Genomic DNA, 19,647 nt, shown 5'->3' with positions numbered 1-19,647 from the left:
GGGGTGTGGGTCCGGCGGTGCTCATGCCTCGGGGCTTTCCGGCACCGCCGCGCGCGGGCCTTCCAGGTACAGCGCGCTGGCCATGTAGCTGCGGCGCAGGCGGCGGATCGCCACCAGCAGCACCGCGCTGGCGGGCAGCGCGATGAGCACGCCCACGAAGCCGAACAGGTGGCCAAAGGCCAGCAGCGCGAAGATGACGGCGATCGGGTGCAGGCCGATGCGCTCGCCCAGCAGGCGCGGCGTGAGGTAGAGGCTTTCCACCACCTGGCCCACGCCGTACACGGCGGCCACCAGGGCCACGCCCAGCACGGTCTGGAATTCGAGCAGCGCGGCCAGCAGGGCCAGCACCAGGCCCAGGCCGAAGCCCAGGTAGGGCACGAACACGGCCAGGCCGGTGAACACGCCGATGGGCAGCGCCAGGTCGAGGCCCACGAGCGCCAGTGCCACGGTGTAGAACACCGCGAGCACGCCCATCACCAGCAGTTGCCCGCGCAGGTACTGGCCCAGCACCGCATCGGTCTCGTCCAGGAAGCTCTGCACGCTGGCGCGCCAGCGCGGCGGGATCAGCGACTTGGTGCGCTCGACCAGGTTGTCCCAGTCCAGCAGCAGGTAGTAGGCCACGATGGGCATGAGAAACAGGTTGCCGAACACAGCGGCCAGCGCGCTGCCGCCGATGCGCAGGGACGCCAGCAGGCTCTCCAGGATCTCGCCTTCGTGACCGGACACCAGCTTGGTCAGCCAGCCGCGCACCAGGCTCACGTCCACCGACAGGCTCACGCCAAAGCGCCCGGCCAGCGGCGTGAGCCAGGCGTTGAGCCGGTTGAGCAGCTCGGGCACCTGCTCGCGCAGCAGCGGCACCTGTTTGGTGATGACGGGCACGATCAGCAGCAGCACCGCCAGCAGCACCATCATCAGCAGGGTGATGGCCAGCCCCGCGCCCAGCCAGCGCGGCACGCCCTTGCCGTGCAGGCGCTCCACCAGCGGGTGCAGCGCATAGGCCAGCGCCGCGGCCAGCAGAAAGGGCATCAGCACGGGGGCCAGCAGCGAAAGCAGCAGCCAGATGACGACCGCGATCGAGGCCCACAGCAGGGCTCGGATCTGGTTGGAGGTCAGGGGCATGGGGCGGGGGTTGGGCGGGGTGGGCAAGGGATGCGGGAGAGCAAACCCTTAAAATCAGGGGCAAATTCTATCGGGCCACCCCCCAGGGTACCCGAAAGTCCCCTCCCACCCGCGTCCAGCCCATCGACCCGCCCCGCCCTGCGCCGGGGCCGACCGCCCATGACCACCCCCTCCACCCCTCTTTCGTACAAAGACGCCGGCGTTGACATCGACGCGGGCGACGCCCTGGTCGAGCGCATCAAGCCGCTGGCCAAGAAGACCATGCGCGAAGGCGTGCTGGCCGGCATCGGCGGTTTCGGCGCCCTGTTCGAGGTGCCCAAGCGTTACAAGGAACCGGTGCTGGTCTCCGGCACCGACGGCGTGGGCACCAAGCTCAAGCTGGCGTTCGAATGGAACATGCACGACACCGTGGGCATCGACCTGGTCGGCATGAGCGTGAACGACGTGCTGGTGCAAGGCGCCGAACCCCTGTTTTTCCTGGACTACTTCGCCTGCGGCAAGCTCGACGTGGACACGGCCGCGGCCGTGGTCGGTGGCATCGCCAAGGGCTGCGAGCTCAGCGGCTGCGCGCTGATCGGCGGTGAAACCGCCGAAATGCCGGGCATGTACCCGGCCGGCGAGTACGACCTGGCCGGTTTCTGCGTGGGCGCGGTCGAAAAATCCAAGATCCTCACCGGCCAGAGCGTGCAAGCCGGCGACATGGTGCTCGGCCTGGCCTCGCACGGCGTGCATTCCAACGGCTTCTCGCTGGTGCGCAAGTGCCTGGAGCGCGCGGGCGCGAACCTGCCCGCCACGCTGGACGGCCAGCCGTTCCGCGAAGCGATCATGAAGCCGACCCGGCTCTACGTGAAGAACGTGCTGGCCGCGCTGGCCGCGCACCCCATCAAGGCGCTGGCCCACATCACCGGCGGCGGCCTGCTGGAGAACATCCCCCGCGTGTTGCCCGAAGGCACGGCCGCCCACCTGGTGAAGGGCAGCTGGCCGCAGACCGAGCTGTTCGCCTGGCTGCAGAAGACCGCCGGCATCGACGACATCGAGATGAACCGCACCTTCAACAACGGCATCGGCATGGTGGTGGTGATCGCCGCCGACCAGGCCGCCGCCTGCGCCGCCACGCTGCGCGGCCTCGGTGAAACCGTGCACGAGATCGGCAAGATCGCGGCACGCGGCGAAGGCGCCGCCGTGGTCGTGGCCTGAGTCCCGCCTTCCAGAGACACCGAGGGTCCGGCTTCGCCGGCCCAAGGTGTCGCCCCCCTTCAGGGGGGAGCGGCGAAGCCGCGCAGGGGGTGCTCCGTTTCAGCGCTTGAGCTGCCCGAGCACGCGCTGCTTGATCTGATTGAAGGCCGTGCCCGTGCGCTCGCGCGGGCGTGGCAGGTCCACATCGATCACGCTCTGCACCCGGCCCGGCCGGGGCTCCATCACCGCCACGCGGTCGCCCAGGAACACAGCCTCGTCCACGTCGTGCGTGACGATCACCACGGTGATGCGCCGCTCGCGCCAGATGCGCAGCAGTTCTTCCTGCATGTGAGCCCGGGTGATCGAATCGAGCGCACCGAAGGGCTCGTCCATCAGCAGGATGTCCGGCCGCGAGACCAGCGCGCGAGCGATGGCCGCGCGCTGCGCCATGCCGCCCGAGAGCTGGTGCGGCCAGGCTTGCGCGAACCCCGTGAGGCCCACGAGTTCGAGCTGTTCGCGGATGCGCGCCTCGCGCTCGCGCCGGCTCAGGTCCAGGCTGTCGAGCCCCAGGCCGATGTTGTCCGTGACGTTGAGCCAGGGAAACAGGCGGTGGTCCTGGAACACCAGGCTGCGCTCCACGCCCGGCCCGGCCACCGGTTCGCCATCGATCAGGATGTCGCCATCGAAGCGGTCGTCCAGCCCCGCGATCAGGCGCAGCAGCGTGGACTTGCCACAGCCCGAGGCACCGACGATGCCCAGGAACTCGCCGCGCGCGATCTCCAGGCCGATGCGCTGCAGCACCGGCAGGTCCTGCCCCTCGATCCGGTAGGTCTTGCCCACGTTGCGCAGGCTCAGGGCGGTGGGGGCGACCGCCTCCAGGGTGGGGGTGCTCATCAGCGGGTTCTCCAGGGAATGAGGCGCAGGAAAAGAAGCTGCGCGACGCGGCTCAGGCCGTAACCCACCAGGGCCATCACCAGCACACCGATCAGCACCAGGTCCATGCGGAACACGTCGCGCGCGGTGGCGAGGTAGGCGCCGATGCCCAGGCCGGTGCCGATCGCGTATTCGGAACCCACGGTGCCGATCCAGGCCGTCAGCAGCGCGAGCTCCACGCCGGTCAGCACCGAGGGCAGGATCGCGGGCAGCACCAGCCGGCGCAGCCGCAGCCAGGGCCCAAGCCGCACGATCGCGGCCACCTCGCGGTAGGCCGGCGCGATGCCGCGCACGCCCTGCTCGGTGTTGAGGAAGACCGGGAAGAAGGTGGAGATCGAGATGAACACGATCTTCACCAGATCGCCGTTGCCGAACCAGGCGGTGAGCAAGGGAATCCAGGCGAACAGCGCGACCTGGCGCAGGCCGTGCACGGTGGGCGCGACGGCCAGTTGCGCCGGTCGCGACAGACCGACGGCCACGCCCACGGCGATGCCCAGGCTGGCGCCGATGAGAAAGCCCAGTGCCACGCGCACCAGGCTGCTGGCGGCGGCCGACCAGATCTGGCGGCCCTGTTCGTCGAAAAACGGCGCGGCCAGCACCTCGTGCAGCGGCACCATCAGCGGGTGGGCAATGGCACCGGTGTCGACCAGCAGCAGCCAGGCCGCGCCGATGGCAAGCGGCAGCCAGGCGCCCGGGGGGATGCGGGTCTCAGCCATGGCCGGGCGCCCAGCGGCTCAGGCCACGTTCGAGCCGGCGCAGCAGCAGGTCCAGCGCATAGCCCGCCACCCCCACGACCACGATGCCGACGATCACGATGTCGAGCTGGAACAGCTTGCGGCCCCAGACCATCATGTAGCCGATGCCTTCGGTGGCCGCGAGCATCTCCACCACGATGAGCGCGATGAAGGCATGGCTCAGGCCGAGGCGGAAACCGCTGAACACCGTGGGCAAGCAGGCCGGCAGCGTGAGGCGGGTCAGGCGCGTCCAGGGCCGCAGGCGCAGCACGCGCGCGGCTTCGAGGTAGGCCAGCGGAATGTTCCGGATGCCACGGGAAGTGTTGAGCACCACGGGCACCATCACGGCCTTGGCGATCACGATGACCTTGAGCGCCTCGTCGATGCCGAAGATCAGGATGAGGATGGGAATCCAGCCCAGCGTGGGCACCGCGAACAGGGCGCGCAGCGTGGGCTCCAGGTGGCTGCGCGCGCGCGCCGACACGCCCAGCCAGATGCCCAGCGCCAGGCCGAGTGGCCCGCCGAGGGCCAGGCCCGAGCCGATGCGCTGCAGGCTGATGAGGAAGCCGTCGAGCAGCTCACCGCCGCGCGCGAGTTCCAGGAACGTGTCCCAGACCAGCGCGGGCGCGGGCAGGATCTGCGGCGGCACCCAGCCCCGCACCGCCGCCCACTGCCAGAGCGCGACGATCGCGGCCGGCAGGGCCAGCGCCAGCAGCAGGCGCCGCAGCGGGGCCGGCAACGCGGTGCGCCAGGGCCAGGCCGCGGTGCGCGGCAGCGGCGAGGCGCCGACCCCGTCGGCCAGGTGTTCGAGGGCCGCCATGGATCGGCCTCAGCGGCGCGCCACGAGGGCAGCGCGGTTCGTCCAGTAGGTCTGCAGGCCCTGGGCGCGCAGCGCGTTCTCCACGTACTGCGGTGCGGCCCACTTCGCCACGTCGATGTCGTTGCGGATCAGCTTGTTGTCCTTGGTGAAGTCGATCGCGTCGTCGTACTGGCTGAGCAGGAAGGCGTCCACGCGCGGATTGAAGGCTTCCTTGAGCGAGACGCCGTCGTAGTCGTCCTTGAAGGCCTGGTAGGGCATGCCCGAGAGCGTCCAGAGGCGGTAGGCCTCGTCGCGGTTGGCCTCCTGGCCCAGCCAGTGGGCAGCTTTCACCAGGCCGTTGGCGATGCGCTGCGTGGCGTCGGGGTACTGTTTCTCGAATGTCTCGCTCACCAGGATGCCACCGAAGCCCGAGGCTTTCGCGCCCTGGTCCTTGGACGAATAGAACACCTTGCCCACGCCCTTGTCGCGCAGGGTCAGCAGGCTGCTGGAGCCCACCGCCGCGTCCACGCTGCCGGCGCTCAGGGCCGCGAGCTGGTCGGCGGTCTTGAGGTCCACCAGCTGGATGTCGCGCAGCGTGAGGCCGTTGTCCTGCAGGGCCTTGAGCAGCGCCCAGTGCAGCACCGTGCCCTTGGCCACCGCCACCTTGCGGCCCTTGAGGTCCTTGAACGAGTTCACCTCCAGGTCCTTGCGGGCCAGCCCGAAGACGGTGGTGTAGCCGTAGGACGCGAGGATGCGCGTGGGCAGGCCGCCGGCCTTGCCGATGATGTTGGGCAGCGAGCCGTACTGCGCGACGTCGAGCCGGTTGTTGGCGATGGCCTCGTTGATCGCAGGACCGGTGCCGGTGAAATACTCGAAGCTGAGCTTCACGGGCGTGCCCTTGAACTCGTCGGCGATGAAGCCCTTGCCCTGCGCGATGGCGAGCAAGGCCACGCCATGGGGTTGGCCGAAGCCCTGGCCGAAACCGCCGAAGCGGATGGTCTCGGGCTGGGCCTGCGCGTGGGCGCCGAAAGCGGCGGTGGCGGCGAGCGCGAAGGCCGCCAGGTGTTTCCAGAAAGTCATGGTGGGTTCTCGTGGGATAGGGAAGATTCAGTGCGCGCGCCGCAGCAGTTCAAAACTCGCATCGAGCGCGGCGGTGGGCTGGCGGTCCTTGCCCCAGCCGACGGCGCGGCGGTAGCTGCCGATCCATTGCCGCACCTCGGTGCCCTCCTCGGCCACGGTGACGGCGTGGTCCGCCACCGGCGCGACGTACAGCGCATCGGTCGGGCAATACAGCTCGCACATGAAGCAGGTCTGGCAGTCCGACTGGCGCGCGATGCGCGGGATGCCGCCGGGCACCGCCTCGAACACCTGCGTGGGGCAGGCGCTCACGCAGATGTTGCAGCCGGTGCAGCGTTCGGGGCTGACGATTTCGATCATGCGGCGAGCCTTTCAAGGTCCAGGTTGACCGGTTGGCGAACGGTTTGCGGGCGCACCCAGACCTCGTCCAGGCCGCCGCTGACGAGGCGGTGCCGCTGGCCCAGGTCCAGGCCGGCGTGGTCCTGCCGGCGGGCCATGCCGCGCGTCTCGGTGCGCTGCAGGGCGCTGCGGTACATCCAGCGCGAGGTGGCCAGCATGGCCACGGCTTCGCGCGCACGCACCGCCTGCTGCAGGCTCGGCGCGCTGGCGTGGCGCACACGCGCCCACTGGGCGTCGAGCCGCTGCAGCGAGTCCTCCAACAGGTCGGCACGGCGCGTCCAGTTGCGTTCGTAGGGGAACACCTCGGCCTGCACCGCGCGCACCAGTTCTTCCGGGTCCCAGGCCGGGGCCCCGCCTTCCTGGATACCGGCGGTGCCCGCACGGTGCAGACGGCGCTTGACCAGGCTGCGTGCGCCATGGCTGAAGTCGGCCGCGCCCGCGCCGGCCCAGAAACCGGACGACATGGCCCAGGCCGCGTTGTGGCTGCCGCCGCCGGTGAAGGCGCCGCAGATCAGCTCGCGAGTGGCGGCGTCGCCGGCCGCGTACAGGCCGGGCACCGAGGTCGCGCAGTCGTCGCCGATCACGTGCAGGCCGCCGGTGCCGCGCACCGTGCCTTCCAGCCGCAGGGCCACCGGAAAGTGGTCCTTGAACGGGTCGATGCCCTGGCGGTCGAAGGACACGAAGAAATTGGGCTGCGCGTGGCGCATCCAGGCGCGGATCTCGGCGTCGGCCCGGTCCAGGCAGGCGAACACCGGCTGCGTCTGCAGCGTGCGCGCGATCACGCTGCGGCCGCGAGACGAGCCCGCGCCCTCGATGGCCACGCCGTCGCGGTCGTAGAAGGTGGCCCAGTTGTAGAACAGGGACTTGGTGACGGAGGAGAACGAAGGCCCCAGGCCGTAGGCGTTGGAGAACTCCATGCCCGAGAGCTCGGCGCCGACTTCGGCGCCCATCAGGTAACCGTCGCCGGTGAGCACGTTGCAGCCCAGCGCCCGGCTCAGGAAGGCGCAGCCGCCGGTGGTGATCACCACCGCGCCGGCCCGCGCCACCCAGGTCTCGCCGGTGGTGCGCGTGAGGCCGGTGGCGCCGGCCACATCGCCGTTCTCGTCGGTCAGCAGCTCCAGCGCCGGGCTGTGGTCGAGGATGCGGGCACCCGACTCCTTCACCTTCTTGCGCATCAGGCGCATGTACTCCGGCCCCTGCAGCGAGGTGCGCTGCAGCTGGCCTTCGGTGTCGATCGGGAAGGGGTAGCCCCATTCCGTGAGCGTCTCGGTGTTGAGCCAGGTTTGTTCGAGCACACGGTCCATCCAGGCGTGCTCGGCCAGTTCACCGCCCATGGCGTAGCGGCTGGCCTTGGCCTTCTCGCGCGCGGCCGCGTCGCGCGGCACGTGCCACAGGCCGGTGCCCGAGGGCGCGGTGGCGCCGGAGGTGCCGCAGAAGCCCTTCTCCACCAGGGTCACGCTGGCGCCGCGCGCGGCGGCCGCGATGGCCGCCCAGGCGCCCGCCGGCCCGCCCCCGATCACCAGGACATCGGTCTCGATCTGCTGCTGCCCGGCGGCATCGCTCAACAGCGGGGAAGAAAGGCCACGTTGCGCCATCGTCTGCTCTCCAACAAATGTGTTCAGAGGAGGCAGTCTAGGAACGGGTCAGCGCATCAACAACGATCGATTCCGAGTTTCCATATGCGAAAAAAAGCAGCCGCGCCGCGGCCGCCGCTCAGATCAGCGCTTCGGACGGCAGCACGTGCACGCCCGGCGCCGCCGCCAGCGCGGCCTGCAGCAGGTGGTGCGCGATGCGCTCGGCCGGCACCACGCGGTAGCGCCGCGGCAGCAGGGGCTGCACGCCTCGCGAGACCAGCACCGCCAGCCGTTCCAGGGGCCGGCTCTGCGGCCGCAGGCCGTCGATCAGGCCCGGGCGCACCAGCGTGAGCGAGGGGTAGCCCACGGCCTGCAGGTCGCGCTCGACCTCGCCCTTGGTGCGCGAATAGAACACGCGCGAACGCGCATCGGCCCCCAGCGCGGAGTTCAGGGCGAAGGCCCGCGCGCCATGGCGGCGCGCGAGGTAGGCCACCTCCAGCGGGTGGTCGTGGTCCACCTTGTAGAAAGCGGCCTGCGAGCCCGCCGCGCGGATGGTGGTGCCCAGGGTGCAGATCACCGCATCCACCCGCCACCAATCGGCGTCTTCGGGCAGGCGCTCGAAGTCCACCACGGGGTTGAGCAGTTTGGGGTGTGGGGCCAGCGGCTGGCGGGTCGGCGCGACCACGCGTTCCACGGCGGGGTCGGCCAGGGCCTGTCGCAGCACATGGCTGCCCACCAGACCGGTGGCGCCCACCAGCATCAGTTGTTTCATACCGTCGTTTTTCTTGTCGCCGGATTGGCGGGGGTTGGCGCGCATGGTCCCTGCGCGGCCGGCTCGCGTCAAACGGAATTACATGGCGACACATCCCCGCCCCCGCGGGCGGGCGGCGGCTCAGTTGAGCGCGCGGCGCAGTTCCTGCAGGCGCTGGGCGATGGCGTCGCGGTCCAGCGTGTCGTCGGCGTGTTCCACGTAGGTTTCCAGGTCGCCCACGGCCAGGCGCACGTCGCCCATCTCGGCCCAGGCCAGGCCCCGGTCGCGGTACTCGATCCAGGCGTCGGGCAACAGGATGAGCAGGCGGTCCAGCACGGCGATCAGGCGCAGCCAGTCTTCCTGCGTGCGGTGGATTTCCTTGAGGTTGCGCAGCAGGCGCGCCAGGATCTCGCGCGGCGTGGCGGCCTGCAGGTACAGGCCCACCGGCACGTCGAAGTCGTCCACCAGGCCGTTGCGGCGCTTGTAGGGCTCCAGCCGTTCCGAGAGGTCCTCGCGGCTGAGCGACTGGCCGGTGAAGGGGTCGATCACCACCTGGCCATTGGGCAGGTTGACCTTGACCATGAAGTGGCCGGGAAAGTTGACGCCACGCGCCTTCAGGCCCAGGCCCTGGGCCAGCTCCAGCCAGAGCACGGCCAGCGTGATGGGAATGCCCCGGCGCGTGCGCAGCACGGCGTTGAGAAAGCTGTTGTCGGGGTCGTAGTAGTTGTTGACGTTACCGCCGAACCCCATGTCGCGGAAGAAGAACTGGTTGAGCGTGCGCAGCCGCTGCAGCGGCCCGGCGTCGGCGGCGCAGCGCCGGCGCACGCGCGCGAGCATCTGATCCACATCGCCCAGCACCTGCTGCACGTCGAGGTCGGGGTATTCGTCCTGGGCCACGGCCGTGGCCGCCTCGAACAGGGGCAAAGCCTCGTCGTCGCCCACCAGGGCGGCAAAGTAGCCCAGGGGGGTCGGCGCGGGGTATTCGTACGCGGTCGGCATGGTGGGGAATCCGGTTTCCGCAGATTACGTCATTTTCTGACGAACTGCCTCAGGTTCAACCCCGCCAGCAGCAGCGTGAGGAAATAGACCAACATCCCGCCCAGCACGCACAGCGTGAGCAGGCCCACGCGCTGCAGGGCCTGGCCTTCGAAGCCCAGCCAGTTGAAGCGCGCCGCCACCCACATCAGGAACACCGCCAGCAAGGCGCTGGCCGCCAGCACCTGCATGCCGAAGCGGGCCCAGCCCGGTGACGGTTTGTAAGCGCCCCGGCGGATCAGCCCCACCAGCAGGAACAGGGCATTGACCATGGCGCCGATGCCGATCGCCAGCGCCAGCCCGGCGTGGGCCAGCCGGGGCACCAGCAGGACGTTGAGCACCTGGGTGAGCACCAGCACGCCAATGGCGATCTTCACCGGCGTGCGGATGTCCTGCCGCGCGTAGAAGCCCGGCGCCAGCACCTTGATCGCGACCAGGCCGATCAGGCCGGCGCCGTAGCCCATCAGGGCGGTGGCGGTGCGCTGCACGTCGGCACCGGTGAACGCCCCGTAGTGGTACAGCACGGCCACCAGGGGGTGGGCGAAGGTGAGCAGCGCCACCGCGCAGGGCACGGCCAGCAGCACCACCAGGCGCAGGCCCCAGTCGAGCAGGCCGCTGTAGCGGTCCGCGTCGTCGGACGCCTTGGCCGCCGCCAGCTGCGGCAGCAGCACCACGCCCAGCGCCACGCCCAGCATGGCGGTGGGGAATTCCATCAGGCGGTCGGCGTAGGTCAGCCAGCTCACGCTGCCGGCGCCCAGGTGCGAGGCGATCTGGGTGTTGATCAGCAGGGAGATCTGCGCCACGCTCACGCCCAGCAGCGCCGGCAGCATGAGGGTGGTCACCCGGCGGGTGCCGGGGTGGTGCCAGGCGGTTTTCAGCGCCGACCAGCGCAGGCTCACGCGCGGCAGCAGGCCCAGCCGGCGCAACGCCGGGATCTGCGCGCCCAGCTGCAGGGTGCCGCCCAGCAGCACGCCCCCGGCCATGGCGTAGATGGGCTCGATGCCCAGCGAAGCGAACCAGGGCGCGCCCCAGCCGGCGGCGGCGATCATGGCCACGTTGAGCAGCACCGGCGTGGCCGCCGGCACCGCGAAACGTTTCCAGGTGTTCAGAATGCCGGCCGACAGCGCCACGAAGGACATGAAGGCGATGTAGGGGAACATCCAGCGCGTCATGAACACGGCGGCGTCGAAGCCGGGGTCGTCCAGGCCGCTGGCCATGGCCCAGACCAGCACCGGCGCGCCCACCACGCCCAGCACGCAAGTGGCGGTGAGCGCCCAGGCCAGCACGGTGGCGATCTGGTTCACCAGCACCCGGGTGGCGTCGTCGCCCTCTTTTTCCCGCACGCCGGCCAGCACCGGCACGAACGCCTGGCTGAACGCGCCCTCGGCGAACAGCCGGCGCAGCAGGTTGGGGATGCGGAAAGCGACGTTGAAGGCGTCGGTCAGCGCGCTGGCGCCGAAGGTCGCCGCCATCAGCAGTTCGCGCACCAGGCCGGTGATGCGGGACGCCAGCGTGAGCAGCGAAACGAGGGAGGCGGACTTGAAAAGGGTCACGCGGCGAGTGTAACGACCGGGATCGCCCCCTCCCCCCGCCCGGCCGGCCACCCTTGCCAGCCCGGCAGGCCGTGCTAAAATCGCGGGCTTTGCTGGCATCATCCCCAAACACCGAAGGAACTCACCATGGCAACCAAGCCGAAGAAAAAGAACCCCCGCCTGGCGTCTGGCCGCAAACGCGTGCGCCAGGACGTCAAGATCAATGCAGCCAACACCTCGCTGCGCTCCAAATACCGCACCGCCGTCAAGAACGTTGAAAAAGCCGTTCTGACCGGTGACAAAGCCAAGGCGACCGAACTGTTCGCCAAGATGCAGAAAGTCGTCGACATCGTCGCCGACAAGGGCATCTTCCACAAGAACAAGGCCGCGCGCGACAAGAGCCGCCTGTCGGCCAAAGTCAAGGGTCTCGCAGCAGCCGCTGCCTGAACCCGCCCCGGTCTGGCCCCGCCAGACCACCAGCCCGGGCCCCCAAGGCCTGCCGTTTGAAACGGGTGCGCTGCCAGCAAAAGCAAAAAAGCCGTCGCAAGACGGCTTTTTTGTTGCCCGCGCCAAAAGCGGGGGGATCAGGTCTTGGACGGGGGATCGGGGAGGAGGCAGGCCTCGACCACCTGCAGGCCGTTGTCGCGCGCGAAGTTCATGCAGAAGTCCCAGGCCATGGGCTCGGCCTCGCGCAGGTCCGCATGCACCACCACGCACTTGATGCCGTTGATGTTGTTGGGCACGCACCAGGGGGAGTAGCTCAGGTGGCTGCCGGGGGTGGCGCCCCCGGGGCGGAACGAGCTCATCACCCCGGCCAGGCGCTCGGCCCAGTCACTGGGTCGGAACGTGCGGCCGTCCTTCGTGACACCCTGGATGAAAACTTGTTTGGCTGTCGGTGAAACCATCGGGGGGAGAGGCCTTCGGATGGAGGGCTCGACTGGAAGAATGCCGCCGCCGGACCGAGGATCGCTCGCCGGGGCAGGAGGCAGGTATTCTATCTTATATAAGACTTGGAACGAGGGATAACCCGGACCCGCTAGCGTACACCGGGCGCATTTCAGCGATGCCCAACAAGCAATGATGATGCCCGCCCGCTGCCCCTAAAATCGCGCTTCAACGGCTCAACCTTCGTTGAGCCGCTTTCTTTTTGGCCCTTCCCACCGGAGTCCCTGCATGAACGCCGCCCTCAAGCCCGTCGCCTCGCCCCACGTGATGAACACCTACGGCCGCCTGCCGATCGCGATGTCACACGGCCGAGGCGTGCGCCTGTGGGACACCAACGGCAAGGAGTACCTGGACGCGCTGGGCGGCATCGCCGTCAACACCCTGGGCCACGGCCACCCCAAACTGGTGCCCGCTCTGCAGGACCAGATCGCCAAGCTGATCCACTCCAGCAACTACTACCACGTGCCTGACCAGGAACACCTCGCGCAGATGCTGGTGGAGCGCTCGGGCATGACCAACGTGTTCTTCTGCAGCACCGGCCTGGAAGCCAACGAGGCCGCGCTCAAGCTGGCGCGCAAGTACGGCCACGACAAGGGCATCGAGCGCCCCGAGATCGTGGTCTACGAGAAAGCCTTCCACGGCCGTTCCATCGCCACCCTCTCGGCCACCGGCAACCCCAAGGTGCAGGCCGGCTTCGGCCCGCTGGTCGAAGGCTTCATCCGCGTGCCGCTCAACGACATCGAGTCGCTGAAGAAGGCCACCGCCGGCAACCCCAACGTGGTCGCCGTGTTCTTCGAGACCATCCAGGGCGAAGGCGGCGTGAACCCGATGCGCTCGCAGTACCTGAAGGACGTGCGCGCCCTGTGCGACGCCAACGACTGGCTGCTGATGATCGACGAAGTGCAGTGCGGCATGGGCCGCACCGGCAAGTGGTTCGCCCACCAGTGGGCCGGCATCGTGCCCGACGTGATGCCGCTGGCCAAGGGCCTGGGCTCGGGCGTGCCGATCGGCGCGGTCGTGGCCGGCCCCAAGGCCGCCAACATCTTCCAGCCCGGCAACCACGGCACCACCTTCGGTGGCAACCCGCTGGCCATGCGCGCCGGGGTCGAGACCATCCGCATCATGGAAGAGGAAGGCCTGCTGGAGAACGCCGCCCGCGTGGGCCAGCACCTGCGCACCGTGCTGGAAAAGGACCTGATCGGCAAGGCCGGCGTGAAGGAGATCCGCGGCCAGGGCCTGATGATCGGCATCGAGCTCACCAAGCCCTGCGGCGTGATCACCCAGCGCGCCGCCGACGCCGGCCTGCTGCTCTCGGTCACGGCCGACAGCGTGATCCGCATGGTGCCCCCGCTGATCATGACCACGGCCGAGGCCGACGAGGTGGCCGCCATCCTGCTGCCGCTGATCCACGCCTTCCTGGCCGAATGAGCGCCGCCCCCGCCATGACGATCCCGCACTACCTGCAGTTCAAGGACCTCGACGCCGCCACCTACGCCTACCTGTTCGAGCGCGCGGCCTTCATCAAGCGCAAGTTCAAGGCGGTCGAGAAGTACCAGCCCTTCGCCGACCCCGACCGCACCCTGGCCATGATCTTCGAGAAGGCCAGCACGCGCACCCGCGTGAGCTTCGAGGCCGGCATGTACCAGATGGGCGGCTCGGTGGTGCACCTGACCACCGGCGACAGCCAGCTCGGCCGCGCCGAGCCCATCGAGGACAGCGCGCGCGTGATCAGCCGCATGGTCGACATCGTGATGATCCGCACCTTCGAGCAGAGCAAGATCGAAGCCTTCGCGGCGCACTCGCGCGTGCCGGTCATCAACGGCCTGACCAACGAGTTCCACCCCTGCCAGATCCTGGCCGACATCTTCACGTTCATCGAGCGGCGCGGCTCCATCCAGGGCAAGGTCGTGGCCTGGGTCGGTGACGGCAACAACATGGCCAACACCTGGCTGCAGGCCGCCGAATTGCTGGGCTTCACGGTGCACGTGAGCACCCCCAGCGGCTACGAGGTGGACCCGGTGCTCGCCGGCATCCGCAACCCGGACTGCTACAAGGTTTTCAAGGACCCGCTCGAAGCCTGCGCGGGCGCCCACCTCGTCACCACCGACGTGTGGACCAGCATGGGCTTCGAGGCCGAAAACGAGGTGCGGCGCGCCGCCTTCAAGCGCTGGTGCGTGGACGAAGCCATGATGCGCACCGCCCAGCCCGACGCCCTCTTCATGCACTGCCTGCCCGCGCACCGGGGCGAAGAGGTCAGCGCCGAGGTGATCGACGGCCCGCAGTCCGTCGTCTGGGACGAGGCCGAGAACCGCATGCACGTCCAGAAGGCCCTGATGGAGTACCTGCTGCTCGGCCGCCTGGCCTGATGCAAGCCCTGCTCGACGCCATCGCGCGCCTCGAACCCGCCGCCGAGGCGCGGCGGGTCTTCCACGGCCGGGGCGGCCTGCACCCGGGCTGCGAGCAGTGGGCGCTGGACGCCTTTCCCCCGGTCTGGGTGCTGACCAGCTTCCAACCCGTGAACGAGGCCACGCTGGCCGTGTTGCACACCGCGCTGACCGAACGTTGGACCCAGGTGGCGCCCGGCGAACCGCTGAACTGGGTCTTCCAGTGCCGGCACGACAGCCAGACCGAAACCCGCCTGATGGCCGGCGCCGTGCCCGAACCCCACGTGGTGAGCGAGCGCGGCGCGCGCTTCCTGGTGCACGTGCTCAAGGGCCAGAACCACGGCCTGTTCCTGGACATGGCCGAAGGCCGCCAATGGGTGCGCGAGCATGCCGACAAACAAAAGGTGCTGAACCTGTTCGCCTACACCTGCGCCTTCTCGGTGGTGGCGCTGCAGGGCGGCGCGAAACAGGTGGTCAACGTGGACATGAGCGGCGGCGCCATGGTCATCGGCCAGCAGAACCACCCGCTCAACGGCCTCGCGGGCGGCGCCAGCTTCCTCGCGCACGACATCTTCAAGACCTGGGGCAAGATCACCCGCGGCGGCCCCTACGGCCTGGTCATCGTCGACCCGCCGAGCTTCCAGAAGGGCAGCTTCGTCGCCACCAAGGACTACCAGCGCCTGATGCGCCGCCTGCCCGACCTGCTGCTGCCCGGCGGCCGGGTGCTGCTCTGCCTCAACGCGCCCGAGCTCGACACCGCCTTCCTGCGGCAGCAGATGCAGGAAGCCGCGCCCGAGCTGGTGTTCGAACAGCGCCTGCCCAACCCCGAGGCCTTTGCCGACGCCTCGCCCGAGCGCGCGCTCAAGGTGCTGGTCTACCGCGCGCCGGCGCTCGCGCCTCGGGTTCCATGAGCGCCTGCACCAGTTGCGGCGCCTGCTGCGCCTGTTTCCGGGTCGATTTCTCCGTTCACGAGCTGGACGAGATGGGCGGCTGCGTGCCTGGCGGGCTGGCGGTCGAGGTCACCGAGCACACCGCCCGCCTGCGCGGCACCGACCATTCGCCGCCCCGCTGCGCCGCCCTCACCGGCAAGGTGGGCCAGAAGGCGGTCTGCGGCATCTACGAATGGCGGCCTTCGCCTTGCCGCGAGTTCGAGGAAGGCAGCGACGCCTGCGCGCGCGCCCGCCAGCGCCACGGCCTGCCGGCGCTTATTTGATTCAAGCCTCAACTATTTTCCGGGTCTGTTGGCAATAACCGACACCACGGAATTTTTCAGGGTGCTACCTTCCATGCACCATGAAACAGCTCTGGGACATCTCTCCGCCGGTGCACGCCGGCGCCCCGGTTTTTCCGGGTGACACCGCCTACACCCAGGAGTGGGCCGCCACCATCGGCCCGGGCTGCCCGGTCAACGTCAGCGCCATCACGCTCTCGCCCCACGTGGGCGCGCACGCCGACGCGCCGCTGCACTACGACGCCGACGGCGCCGCCATCGGCCATGTGCCGCTCGACGCCTTCCTCGGCCCTTGCCGCGTGATCCATGCCATCGGCTGCGGCCCGCTGGTCAGGCCCGAACACATCGCGCACGCGCTCACCGACCTTCCCCAGCGCGTGCTCGTGCGCGTGTACGAACACCAGCCGCAGGACCGCTTCGACGACGCCCTGCCCGCCTTCGCGCCCGACACCGTGGAACAACTCGCCGACCTCGGCGTGCTGCTCATCGGCATCGACAGCGCCAGCATCGACCCCGCCAGCAGCAAGACGCTCGACAGCCACCAGACCATCCGCCGGCGCGGCCTGCGCGTGCTGGAAAACCTGCTGCTCGACGGCGTGCCCGAAGGCGACTACGAACTCATCGCCCTGCCCCTCAAACTCACCACCGCCGACGCCAGCCCCGTGCGCGCCGTGCTGCGCCAACTGCCATGAACAACGCCCCCACCCTCGCCGACTGCCGCGCGCTCGACGCGCAAGACCCGCTGCGCGCCCTGCGCGACCTCTTCTTCATTCCCGAGGGCACCATCTACCTCGACGGCAACTCGCTCGGCGTGATGCCGCGCAGCGCCCCCGCGCGCGTGGCCGAGGTGGTGACGCAGGAATGGGGCACCGACCTCATCCAGAGCTGGAACAAGCACGGCTGGTTCGCCCAGCCGAAGAAGGTGGGCGACAAGATCGCGCGCCTCATCGGCGCCGAGCCCGGCACCGTGGTCGCCACCGACAGCACCTCGGTCAACCTCTTCAAGGTGCTCTCGGCCGCGATGGACCTCGCCAGCGTCGACCACCCCAAGCGCCGGCGCATCGTGAGCGAGCGCAGCAACTTCCCCACCGACCTCTACATCGCCGAAGCCCTGTGCCAGCAGCACGGTTTCGAGCTGATGCTGGTGGAGCCCGAAGAAATCCCCGCCGCCCTCACGCCCGAGGTGGCCGTGCTCATGCTCACCCACGTGAACTACCGCACCGGCGCCATGCACGACATGCCCGCCATCACCGCCGCCGCGCACGCCACCGGCGCGCTCATGCTGTGGGACCTCGCGCACAGCGCGGGCGCCGTGCCAGTGGACCTGACCGGCGCGGGCGCCGACTACGCCGTGGGTTGCGGCTACAAGTACCTCAACGGCGGCCCGGGCGCGCCGGCCTTCGTGTGGGTCAACCCGCGCCACGCCGACCGCTTCTGGCAGCCCCTGGCCGGCTGGTGGGGCCACGCCACGCCCTTCGAGTTCACGCCCGACTACCGGCCCGCGCCCGGCATCACGCGCTACCAGTGCGGCACCCAGCCCATGATCAGCCTGGCCGCGCTCGAATGCGGCGTGGACACCCTGCTCGCCGCCGAAGCCCATGGCGGCATGGCCGCGCTGCGCACCAAGTCGCTCGCGCTCACCGACCTCTTCATCGAACTCGTGGACGAACGCTGCCAGGGCCACGGCATCGGCCTGGCCACGCCGCTCGACCCGGCCGAGCGCGGCTCGCAGGTCTGCCTCACGAAGGACGAAGGCGCCTACGCCATCGTGCAGGCCCTCATCGCGCGCGGCGTGGTGGGCGACTTCCGCGCGGGCGATGGCCAGCGCCACAAAGACATCCTGCGCTTCGGCTTCACGCCCCTCTACATCGGCTTCGAAGACGTGTGGAACGCCGCCGACGAGCTGCGCCAGGTGCTGGAGACCGGCGAGTGGCGGCGCGCCGAATTCAACACCAAACACGCGGTGACCTGAGCATGTGCCCGCACCACACCGATCCGGCCTCGAAGCCCGAAGACATCGTGCACGAGGAAGGCGCGCAACTCGACTTCAGCCGCGACATGAGCTACGGCGACTACCTGCAGCTCGACGCCATCCTCAACGCGCAGAAACCGCTCTCGCCCGCGCACGACGAAATGCTCTTCATCGTGCAGCACCAGACCAGCGAACTCTGGATGAAGCTCATGCTGCACGAGCTGCGCGCCGCCATTCACAGCATCGCGAAAGACGAGCTGCAACCTGCTTTCAAGATGCTCGCGCGCACCTCGAAGATCATGGAACAGCTGGTGCACGCCTGGGACGTGCTCGCCACCATGACCCCGCCCGAATACAGCGCGCTGCGGCCCTACCTCGCGCAGTCCAGCGGCTTCCAGAGCCACCAGTACCGCTGCATCGAATTCGCCATGGGCAACAAGAACGCGGCCATGCTCAAGCCGCACGCCCACAGCCCCGAGCGCATGGCCGTCGTGCAGGCCGCCTACGAAGCGCCATCGCTCTACGACGAAGCCCTGCGCCTGCTCGCGCGGCGCGGCCTGGCCGTGCCCGCCAGCCACACGCAGCGCGACTGGACCCAGCCCTACGAAGCCAGCGACGCCGTCGAGCAGGCCTGGTTGCAGGTGTACCGCAACCCCAAGGACCATTGGGACCTGTACCAGCTCGGCGAAAAACTCACCGACCTGGAAGACGCCTTCCGCCTCTGGCGCTTCCGGCACGTGACCACGGTGGAACGCGTGATCGGTTTCAAGCGCGGCACCGGTGGCACCGGCGGCGTGAGCTACCTGCGCAAGATGCTGGACGTGGTGCTGTTCCCAGAGATCTGGCGTTTGCGCACCGACCTCTGAAACGCGTCCCTCACGCCTTCGCGCCCGCTTCGGCCGCGGCCAGGCGGTACAGGATCTGCCGCATCATCAGCCCCGGTTTGTCCGGCGCGAAGTTCAGGTCGAACTGCGGCTCGCTGTCGTTGCGCACCACATCCATGATCCACTCCAGCGCGTCCACGTCTTCCTGGTAGGCCTTGGTCGACGCGCTGTGCAGGTGTTCGTCGATGGCGGTGTCGTCCAGCTGGAAGTTGCGGCTGCAGAACCACCAGTAGTGGATCGAGTGGTTCGTCTCGGGCGTGAAGATGTGGCTGATGTTGAAGCGGTAGGTGCGCGGCTGCCCGCTCGGGTCGCGGTTGTCCACGATGCGCGCGTACGCCGTGTGCAGCGCGGGCGAGACGAAGCGCGCGTCCGAGAACCGGTCCACCGGCTGGCCCGTCAGGCCCGTGGGCATCGCGTACACGCCGGGCGGCGGTGAGTCGCGCAGCTCGCGGTCGATGATCACCATGCCGCCCTCCTCGCGCACCTTCAGCCGCGAGCGCGCGTACTCCGGCGTGCCGATGGCGCCCGGGTGCAGGAACGGGAAATGCGTCTGGTCCAGCAGGTTCTCGTGCATGGCCACGTAGTCGGATTTCAGGTGGAAGCCGCCGCTGACCGTCTTCCACTCGGGACTGCCCAGCCAGCCGGTGTCGGGCACCAGGGACTCGTCCGCGTGGTCGGCGTCGCCCATCCAGATCCAGATCAGCGTGCCGCGCTCCACCGTGGGAAAACTGCGCACGTTGGCGTTCGTCGGCACGATGGGCATGGCCGGCATGTGCACGCAGCGGCCCGAGGGGTCGAACCGCATGCCGTGGTAGCCGCACATGAGCACGTCGCCCACCAGCTGGCCCTTGGCCAGCGGAAACGAGCGGTGCGGGCAGCGGTTGCGCACCGCCACCGGCTCACCGGCCAGCGTGCGGTACAGCGCCACGTCCACCCCCAGCAGGCGGCGGCTGATGATCTCGCGCGTCACCTCGCTGGCCAGCGCGGCCACGTACCAGCAGTTGCGCACCAGCGGCGTGGTGTGGTCGGCGAAGCCGCCCGGCACGAACTCGCGCGAGGGTTCCACTTCGAACTCGGCGGGGCGTTCAACGATCATGTCCAT

General features: G+C 69.3%; 21 protein-coding genes. 9 read left to right on the top strand and 12 right to left on the bottom strand.

Going from position 1 to position 19,647, the window contains the following annotated elements:
• Window positions 1-21: 21 nt before the first annotated feature.
• Entirely contained in the window at window positions 22-1,119 is a 1,098-nt protein-coding gene (locus AC1Q9M_RS22535) for an AI-2E family transporter (protein WP_492435849.1), read from the bottom strand.
• Between the two features lie 159 nt (window positions 1,120-1,278).
• Here AC1Q9M_RS22535 and purM point away from each other — a divergent pair, with 159 nt between their 5' ends.
• The gene (purM, locus tag AC1Q9M_RS22530; protein WP_444687127.1) at window positions 1,279-2,316 is read left to right on the top strand and encodes a phosphoribosylformylglycinamidine cyclo-ligase; all 1,038 of its coding nucleotides are present in this window, start codon (window positions 1,279-1,281) and stop codon (window positions 2,314-2,316) included.
• Between the two features lie 99 nt (window positions 2,317-2,415).
• Here purM and AC1Q9M_RS22525 read toward each other — a convergent pair whose 3' ends face one another.
• The 9 genes from AC1Q9M_RS22525 to murJ all read right to left on the bottom strand — a co-directional run bounded on the left by AC1Q9M_RS22525 (window position 2,416) and on the right by murJ (window position 11,150).
• Window positions 2,416-3,189 carry an ABC transporter ATP-binding protein gene (locus AC1Q9M_RS22525; RefSeq protein ID WP_444687128.1) on the bottom strand — a complete coding sequence of 258 codons (774 nt, stop codon included), beginning with the start codon at window positions 3,187-3,189 and terminating at the stop codon, window positions 2,416-2,418.
• Complete coding sequence (locus tag AC1Q9M_RS22520) at window positions 3,189-3,944, bottom strand: ABC transporter permease (RefSeq protein WP_444687129.1); 756 nt, start codon at window positions 3,942-3,944, stop codon at window positions 3,189-3,191. The genes AC1Q9M_RS22525 and AC1Q9M_RS22520 overlap by 1 nt, the downstream gene beginning before the upstream one ends.
• The gene (locus tag AC1Q9M_RS22515; RefSeq protein WP_444687130.1) at window positions 3,937-4,782 is read right to left on the bottom strand and encodes an ABC transporter permease; all 846 of its coding nucleotides are present in this window, start codon (window positions 4,780-4,782) and stop codon (window positions 3,937-3,939) included. Before AC1Q9M_RS22515 ends, AC1Q9M_RS22520 begins: the two co-directional genes overlap by 8 nt.
• Before the next feature lie 9 nt (window positions 4,783-4,791).
• Complete coding sequence (locus AC1Q9M_RS22510; protein ID WP_444687131.1) at window positions 4,792-5,841, bottom strand: ABC transporter substrate-binding protein; 1,050 nt, start codon at window positions 5,839-5,841, stop codon at window positions 4,792-4,794.
• Between the two features lie 27 nt (window positions 5,842-5,868).
• A complete protein-coding gene (locus tag AC1Q9M_RS22505) occupies window positions 5,869-6,198 on the bottom strand; it encodes a 4Fe-4S binding protein (protein ID WP_382156127.1) in 330 nt (109 codons plus the stop codon).
• Window positions 6,195-7,832, bottom strand: a complete 1,638-nt coding sequence (locus AC1Q9M_RS22500; RefSeq protein WP_444687132.1) for an FAD-dependent oxidoreductase — start codon at window positions 7,830-7,832, stop codon at window positions 6,195-6,197. Before AC1Q9M_RS22500 ends, AC1Q9M_RS22505 begins: the two co-directional genes overlap by 4 nt.
• A gap of 118 nt (window positions 7,833-7,950) precedes the next feature.
• Window positions 7,951-8,583: an NAD-dependent epimerase/dehydratase family protein gene (locus AC1Q9M_RS22495; protein ID WP_444687133.1), complete on the bottom strand. Its 633-nt coding sequence runs from the start codon at window positions 8,581-8,583 to the stop codon at window positions 7,951-7,953.
• A 120-nt stretch (window positions 8,584-8,703) separates the two neighbouring features.
• Window positions 8,704-9,561 carry a SirB1 family protein gene (locus AC1Q9M_RS22490; protein WP_291120952.1) on the bottom strand — a complete coding sequence of 286 codons (858 nt, stop codon included), beginning with the start codon at window positions 9,559-9,561 and terminating at the stop codon, window positions 8,704-8,706.
• A gap of 29 nt (window positions 9,562-9,590) precedes the next feature.
• Window positions 9,591-11,150 carry a murein biosynthesis integral membrane protein MurJ gene (gene murJ / locus AC1Q9M_RS22485; protein ID WP_444687134.1) on the bottom strand — a complete coding sequence of 520 codons (1,560 nt, stop codon included), beginning with the start codon at window positions 11,148-11,150 and terminating at the stop codon, window positions 9,591-9,593.
• 126 nt (window positions 11,151-11,276) lie between these two features.
• Between murJ and rpsT the strand changes: the two genes are divergently transcribed.
• Complete coding sequence (gene rpsT, locus AC1Q9M_RS22480) at window positions 11,277-11,576, top strand: 30S ribosomal protein S20 (protein ID WP_291120948.1); 300 nt, start codon at window positions 11,277-11,279, stop codon at window positions 11,574-11,576.
• A 137-nt stretch (window positions 11,577-11,713) separates the two neighbouring features.
• Here rpsT and AC1Q9M_RS22475 read toward each other — a convergent pair whose 3' ends face one another.
• The gene (locus AC1Q9M_RS22475; RefSeq protein WP_382156119.1) at window positions 11,714-12,034 is read right to left on the bottom strand and encodes a DUF3579 domain-containing protein; all 321 of its coding nucleotides are present in this window, start codon (window positions 12,032-12,034) and stop codon (window positions 11,714-11,716) included.
• Window positions 12,035-12,302: 268 nt separating this feature from the next.
• Between AC1Q9M_RS22475 and AC1Q9M_RS22470 the strand changes: the two genes are divergently transcribed.
• From AC1Q9M_RS22470 to kynA, 7 genes are all read left to right on the top strand, one after another.
• Window positions 12,303-13,502, top strand: coding sequence for an aspartate aminotransferase family protein (locus tag AC1Q9M_RS22470; protein WP_382321083.1), 1,200 nt, complete (start codon window positions 12,303-12,305; stop codon window positions 13,500-13,502).
• The gene (gene argF, locus AC1Q9M_RS22465) at window positions 13,499-14,440 is read left to right on the top strand and encodes an ornithine carbamoyltransferase (RefSeq protein ID WP_382321085.1); all 942 of its coding nucleotides are present in this window, start codon (window positions 13,499-13,501) and stop codon (window positions 14,438-14,440) included. Before AC1Q9M_RS22470 ends, argF begins: the two co-directional genes overlap by 4 nt.
• The gene (locus AC1Q9M_RS22460) at window positions 14,440-15,369 is read left to right on the top strand and encodes a class I SAM-dependent methyltransferase (RefSeq protein WP_492435843.1); all 930 of its coding nucleotides are present in this window, start codon (window positions 14,440-14,442) and stop codon (window positions 15,367-15,369) included. The genes argF and AC1Q9M_RS22460 overlap by 1 nt, the downstream gene beginning before the upstream one ends.
• Window positions 15,366-15,671, top strand: coding sequence for a YkgJ family cysteine cluster protein (locus AC1Q9M_RS22455; RefSeq protein ID WP_382321089.1), 306 nt, complete (start codon window positions 15,366-15,368; stop codon window positions 15,669-15,671). The genes AC1Q9M_RS22460 and AC1Q9M_RS22455 overlap by 4 nt, the downstream gene beginning before the upstream one ends.
• Window positions 15,672-15,751: 80 nt before the next feature.
• Window positions 15,752-16,381 (top strand): arylformamidase, encoded by a 630-nt coding sequence (gene kynB / locus AC1Q9M_RS22450; protein ID WP_382321091.1) that lies wholly within the window; start codon window positions 15,752-15,754, stop codon window positions 16,379-16,381.
• Window positions 16,378-17,661 (top strand): kynureninase, encoded by a 1,284-nt coding sequence (gene kynU, locus AC1Q9M_RS22445; RefSeq protein WP_382328453.1) that lies wholly within the window; start codon window positions 16,378-16,380, stop codon window positions 17,659-17,661. Before kynB ends, kynU begins: the two co-directional genes overlap by 4 nt.
• 2 nt (window positions 17,662-17,663) lie before the next feature.
• On the top strand, window positions 17,664-18,527 hold the full coding sequence (gene kynA, locus AC1Q9M_RS22440; protein WP_382321093.1) for a tryptophan 2,3-dioxygenase: 864 nt from the start codon (window positions 17,664-17,666) through the stop codon (window positions 18,525-18,527).
• Window positions 18,528-18,537: 10 nt separating this feature from the next.
• On the opposite strand, the gene AC1Q9M_RS22435 is transcribed toward kynA, so the two are convergent.
• Window positions 18,538-19,647, bottom strand: coding sequence for a Rieske 2Fe-2S domain-containing protein (locus AC1Q9M_RS22435; protein ID WP_382321095.1), 1,110 nt, complete (start codon window positions 19,645-19,647; stop codon window positions 18,538-18,540).

Source organism: Hydrogenophaga sp. GW823-FHT04C09 (assembly GCF_058796355.1).
Note: the sequence above shows the minus strand (reverse complement) of the source record. Positions and strands in the feature narration are given on the sequence as shown.

What these genes read in the sequence shown, in the direction of transcription:
- AC1Q9M_RS22520 (WP_444687129.1), bottom strand. Translation starts at nt 3,944, where the DNA reads ATGGCTGAGACCCGCATCCCCCCGGGCGCCTGGCTGCCGCTTGCCATC.
- purM (WP_444687127.1), top strand. Translation starts at nt 1,279, where the DNA reads ATGACCACCCCCTCCACCCCTCTTTCGTACAAAGACGCCGGCGTTGAC.
- AC1Q9M_RS22515 (WP_444687130.1), bottom strand. Translation starts at nt 4,782, where the DNA reads ATGGCGGCCCTCGAACACCTGGCCGACGGGGTCGGCGCCTCGCCGCTG.
- AC1Q9M_RS22495 (WP_444687133.1), bottom strand. Translation starts at nt 8,583, where the DNA reads ATGAAACAACTGATGCTGGTGGGCGCCACCGGTCTGGTGGGCAGCCAT.
- kynB (WP_382321091.1), top strand. Translation starts at nt 15,752, where the DNA reads ATGAAACAGCTCTGGGACATCTCTCCGCCGGTGCACGCCGGCGCCCCG.
- rpsT (WP_291120948.1), top strand. Translation starts at nt 11,277, where the DNA reads ATGGCAACCAAGCCGAAGAAAAAGAACCCCCGCCTGGCGTCTGGCCGC.
- AC1Q9M_RS22505 (WP_382156127.1), bottom strand. Translation starts at nt 6,198, where the DNA reads ATGATCGAAATCGTCAGCCCCGAACGCTGCACCGGCTGCAACATCTGC.
- AC1Q9M_RS22525 (WP_444687128.1), bottom strand. Translation starts at nt 3,189, where the DNA reads ATGAGCACCCCCACCCTGGAGGCGGTCGCCCCCACCGCCCTGAGCCTG.
- AC1Q9M_RS22455 (WP_382321089.1), top strand. Translation starts at nt 15,366, where the DNA reads ATGAGCGCCTGCACCAGTTGCGGCGCCTGCTGCGCCTGTTTCCGGGTC.
- kynA (WP_382321093.1), top strand. Translation starts at nt 17,664, where the DNA reads ATGTGCCCGCACCACACCGATCCGGCCTCGAAGCCCGAAGACATCGTG.
- kynU (WP_382328453.1), top strand. Translation starts at nt 16,378, where the DNA reads ATGAACAACGCCCCCACCCTCGCCGACTGCCGCGCGCTCGACGCGCAA.
- AC1Q9M_RS22500 (WP_444687132.1), bottom strand. Translation starts at nt 7,832, where the DNA reads ATGGCGCAACGTGGCCTTTCTTCCCCGCTGTTGAGCGATGCCGCCGGG.
- AC1Q9M_RS22490 (WP_291120952.1), bottom strand. Translation starts at nt 9,561, where the DNA reads ATGCCGACCGCGTACGAATACCCCGCGCCGACCCCCCTGGGCTACTTT.
- AC1Q9M_RS22460 (WP_492435843.1), top strand. Translation starts at nt 14,440, where the DNA reads ATGCAAGCCCTGCTCGACGCCATCGCGCGCCTCGAACCCGCCGCCGAG.
- argF (WP_382321085.1), top strand. Translation starts at nt 13,499, where the DNA reads ATGAGCGCCGCCCCCGCCATGACGATCCCGCACTACCTGCAGTTCAAG.
- AC1Q9M_RS22470 (WP_382321083.1), top strand. Translation starts at nt 12,303, where the DNA reads ATGAACGCCGCCCTCAAGCCCGTCGCCTCGCCCCACGTGATGAACACC.
- AC1Q9M_RS22435 (WP_382321095.1), bottom strand. Translation starts at nt 19,647, where the DNA reads ATGGACATGATCGTTGAACGCCCCGCCGAGTTCGAAGTGGAACCCTCG.
- AC1Q9M_RS22535 (WP_492435849.1), bottom strand. Translation starts at nt 1,119, where the DNA reads ATGCCCCTGACCTCCAACCAGATCCGAGCCCTGCTGTGGGCCTCGATC.
- AC1Q9M_RS22475 (WP_382156119.1), bottom strand. Translation starts at nt 12,034, where the DNA reads ATGGTTTCACCGACAGCCAAACAAGTTTTCATCCAGGGTGTCACGAAG.
- AC1Q9M_RS22510 (WP_444687131.1), bottom strand. Translation starts at nt 5,841, where the DNA reads ATGACTTTCTGGAAACACCTGGCGGCCTTCGCGCTCGCCGCCACCGCC.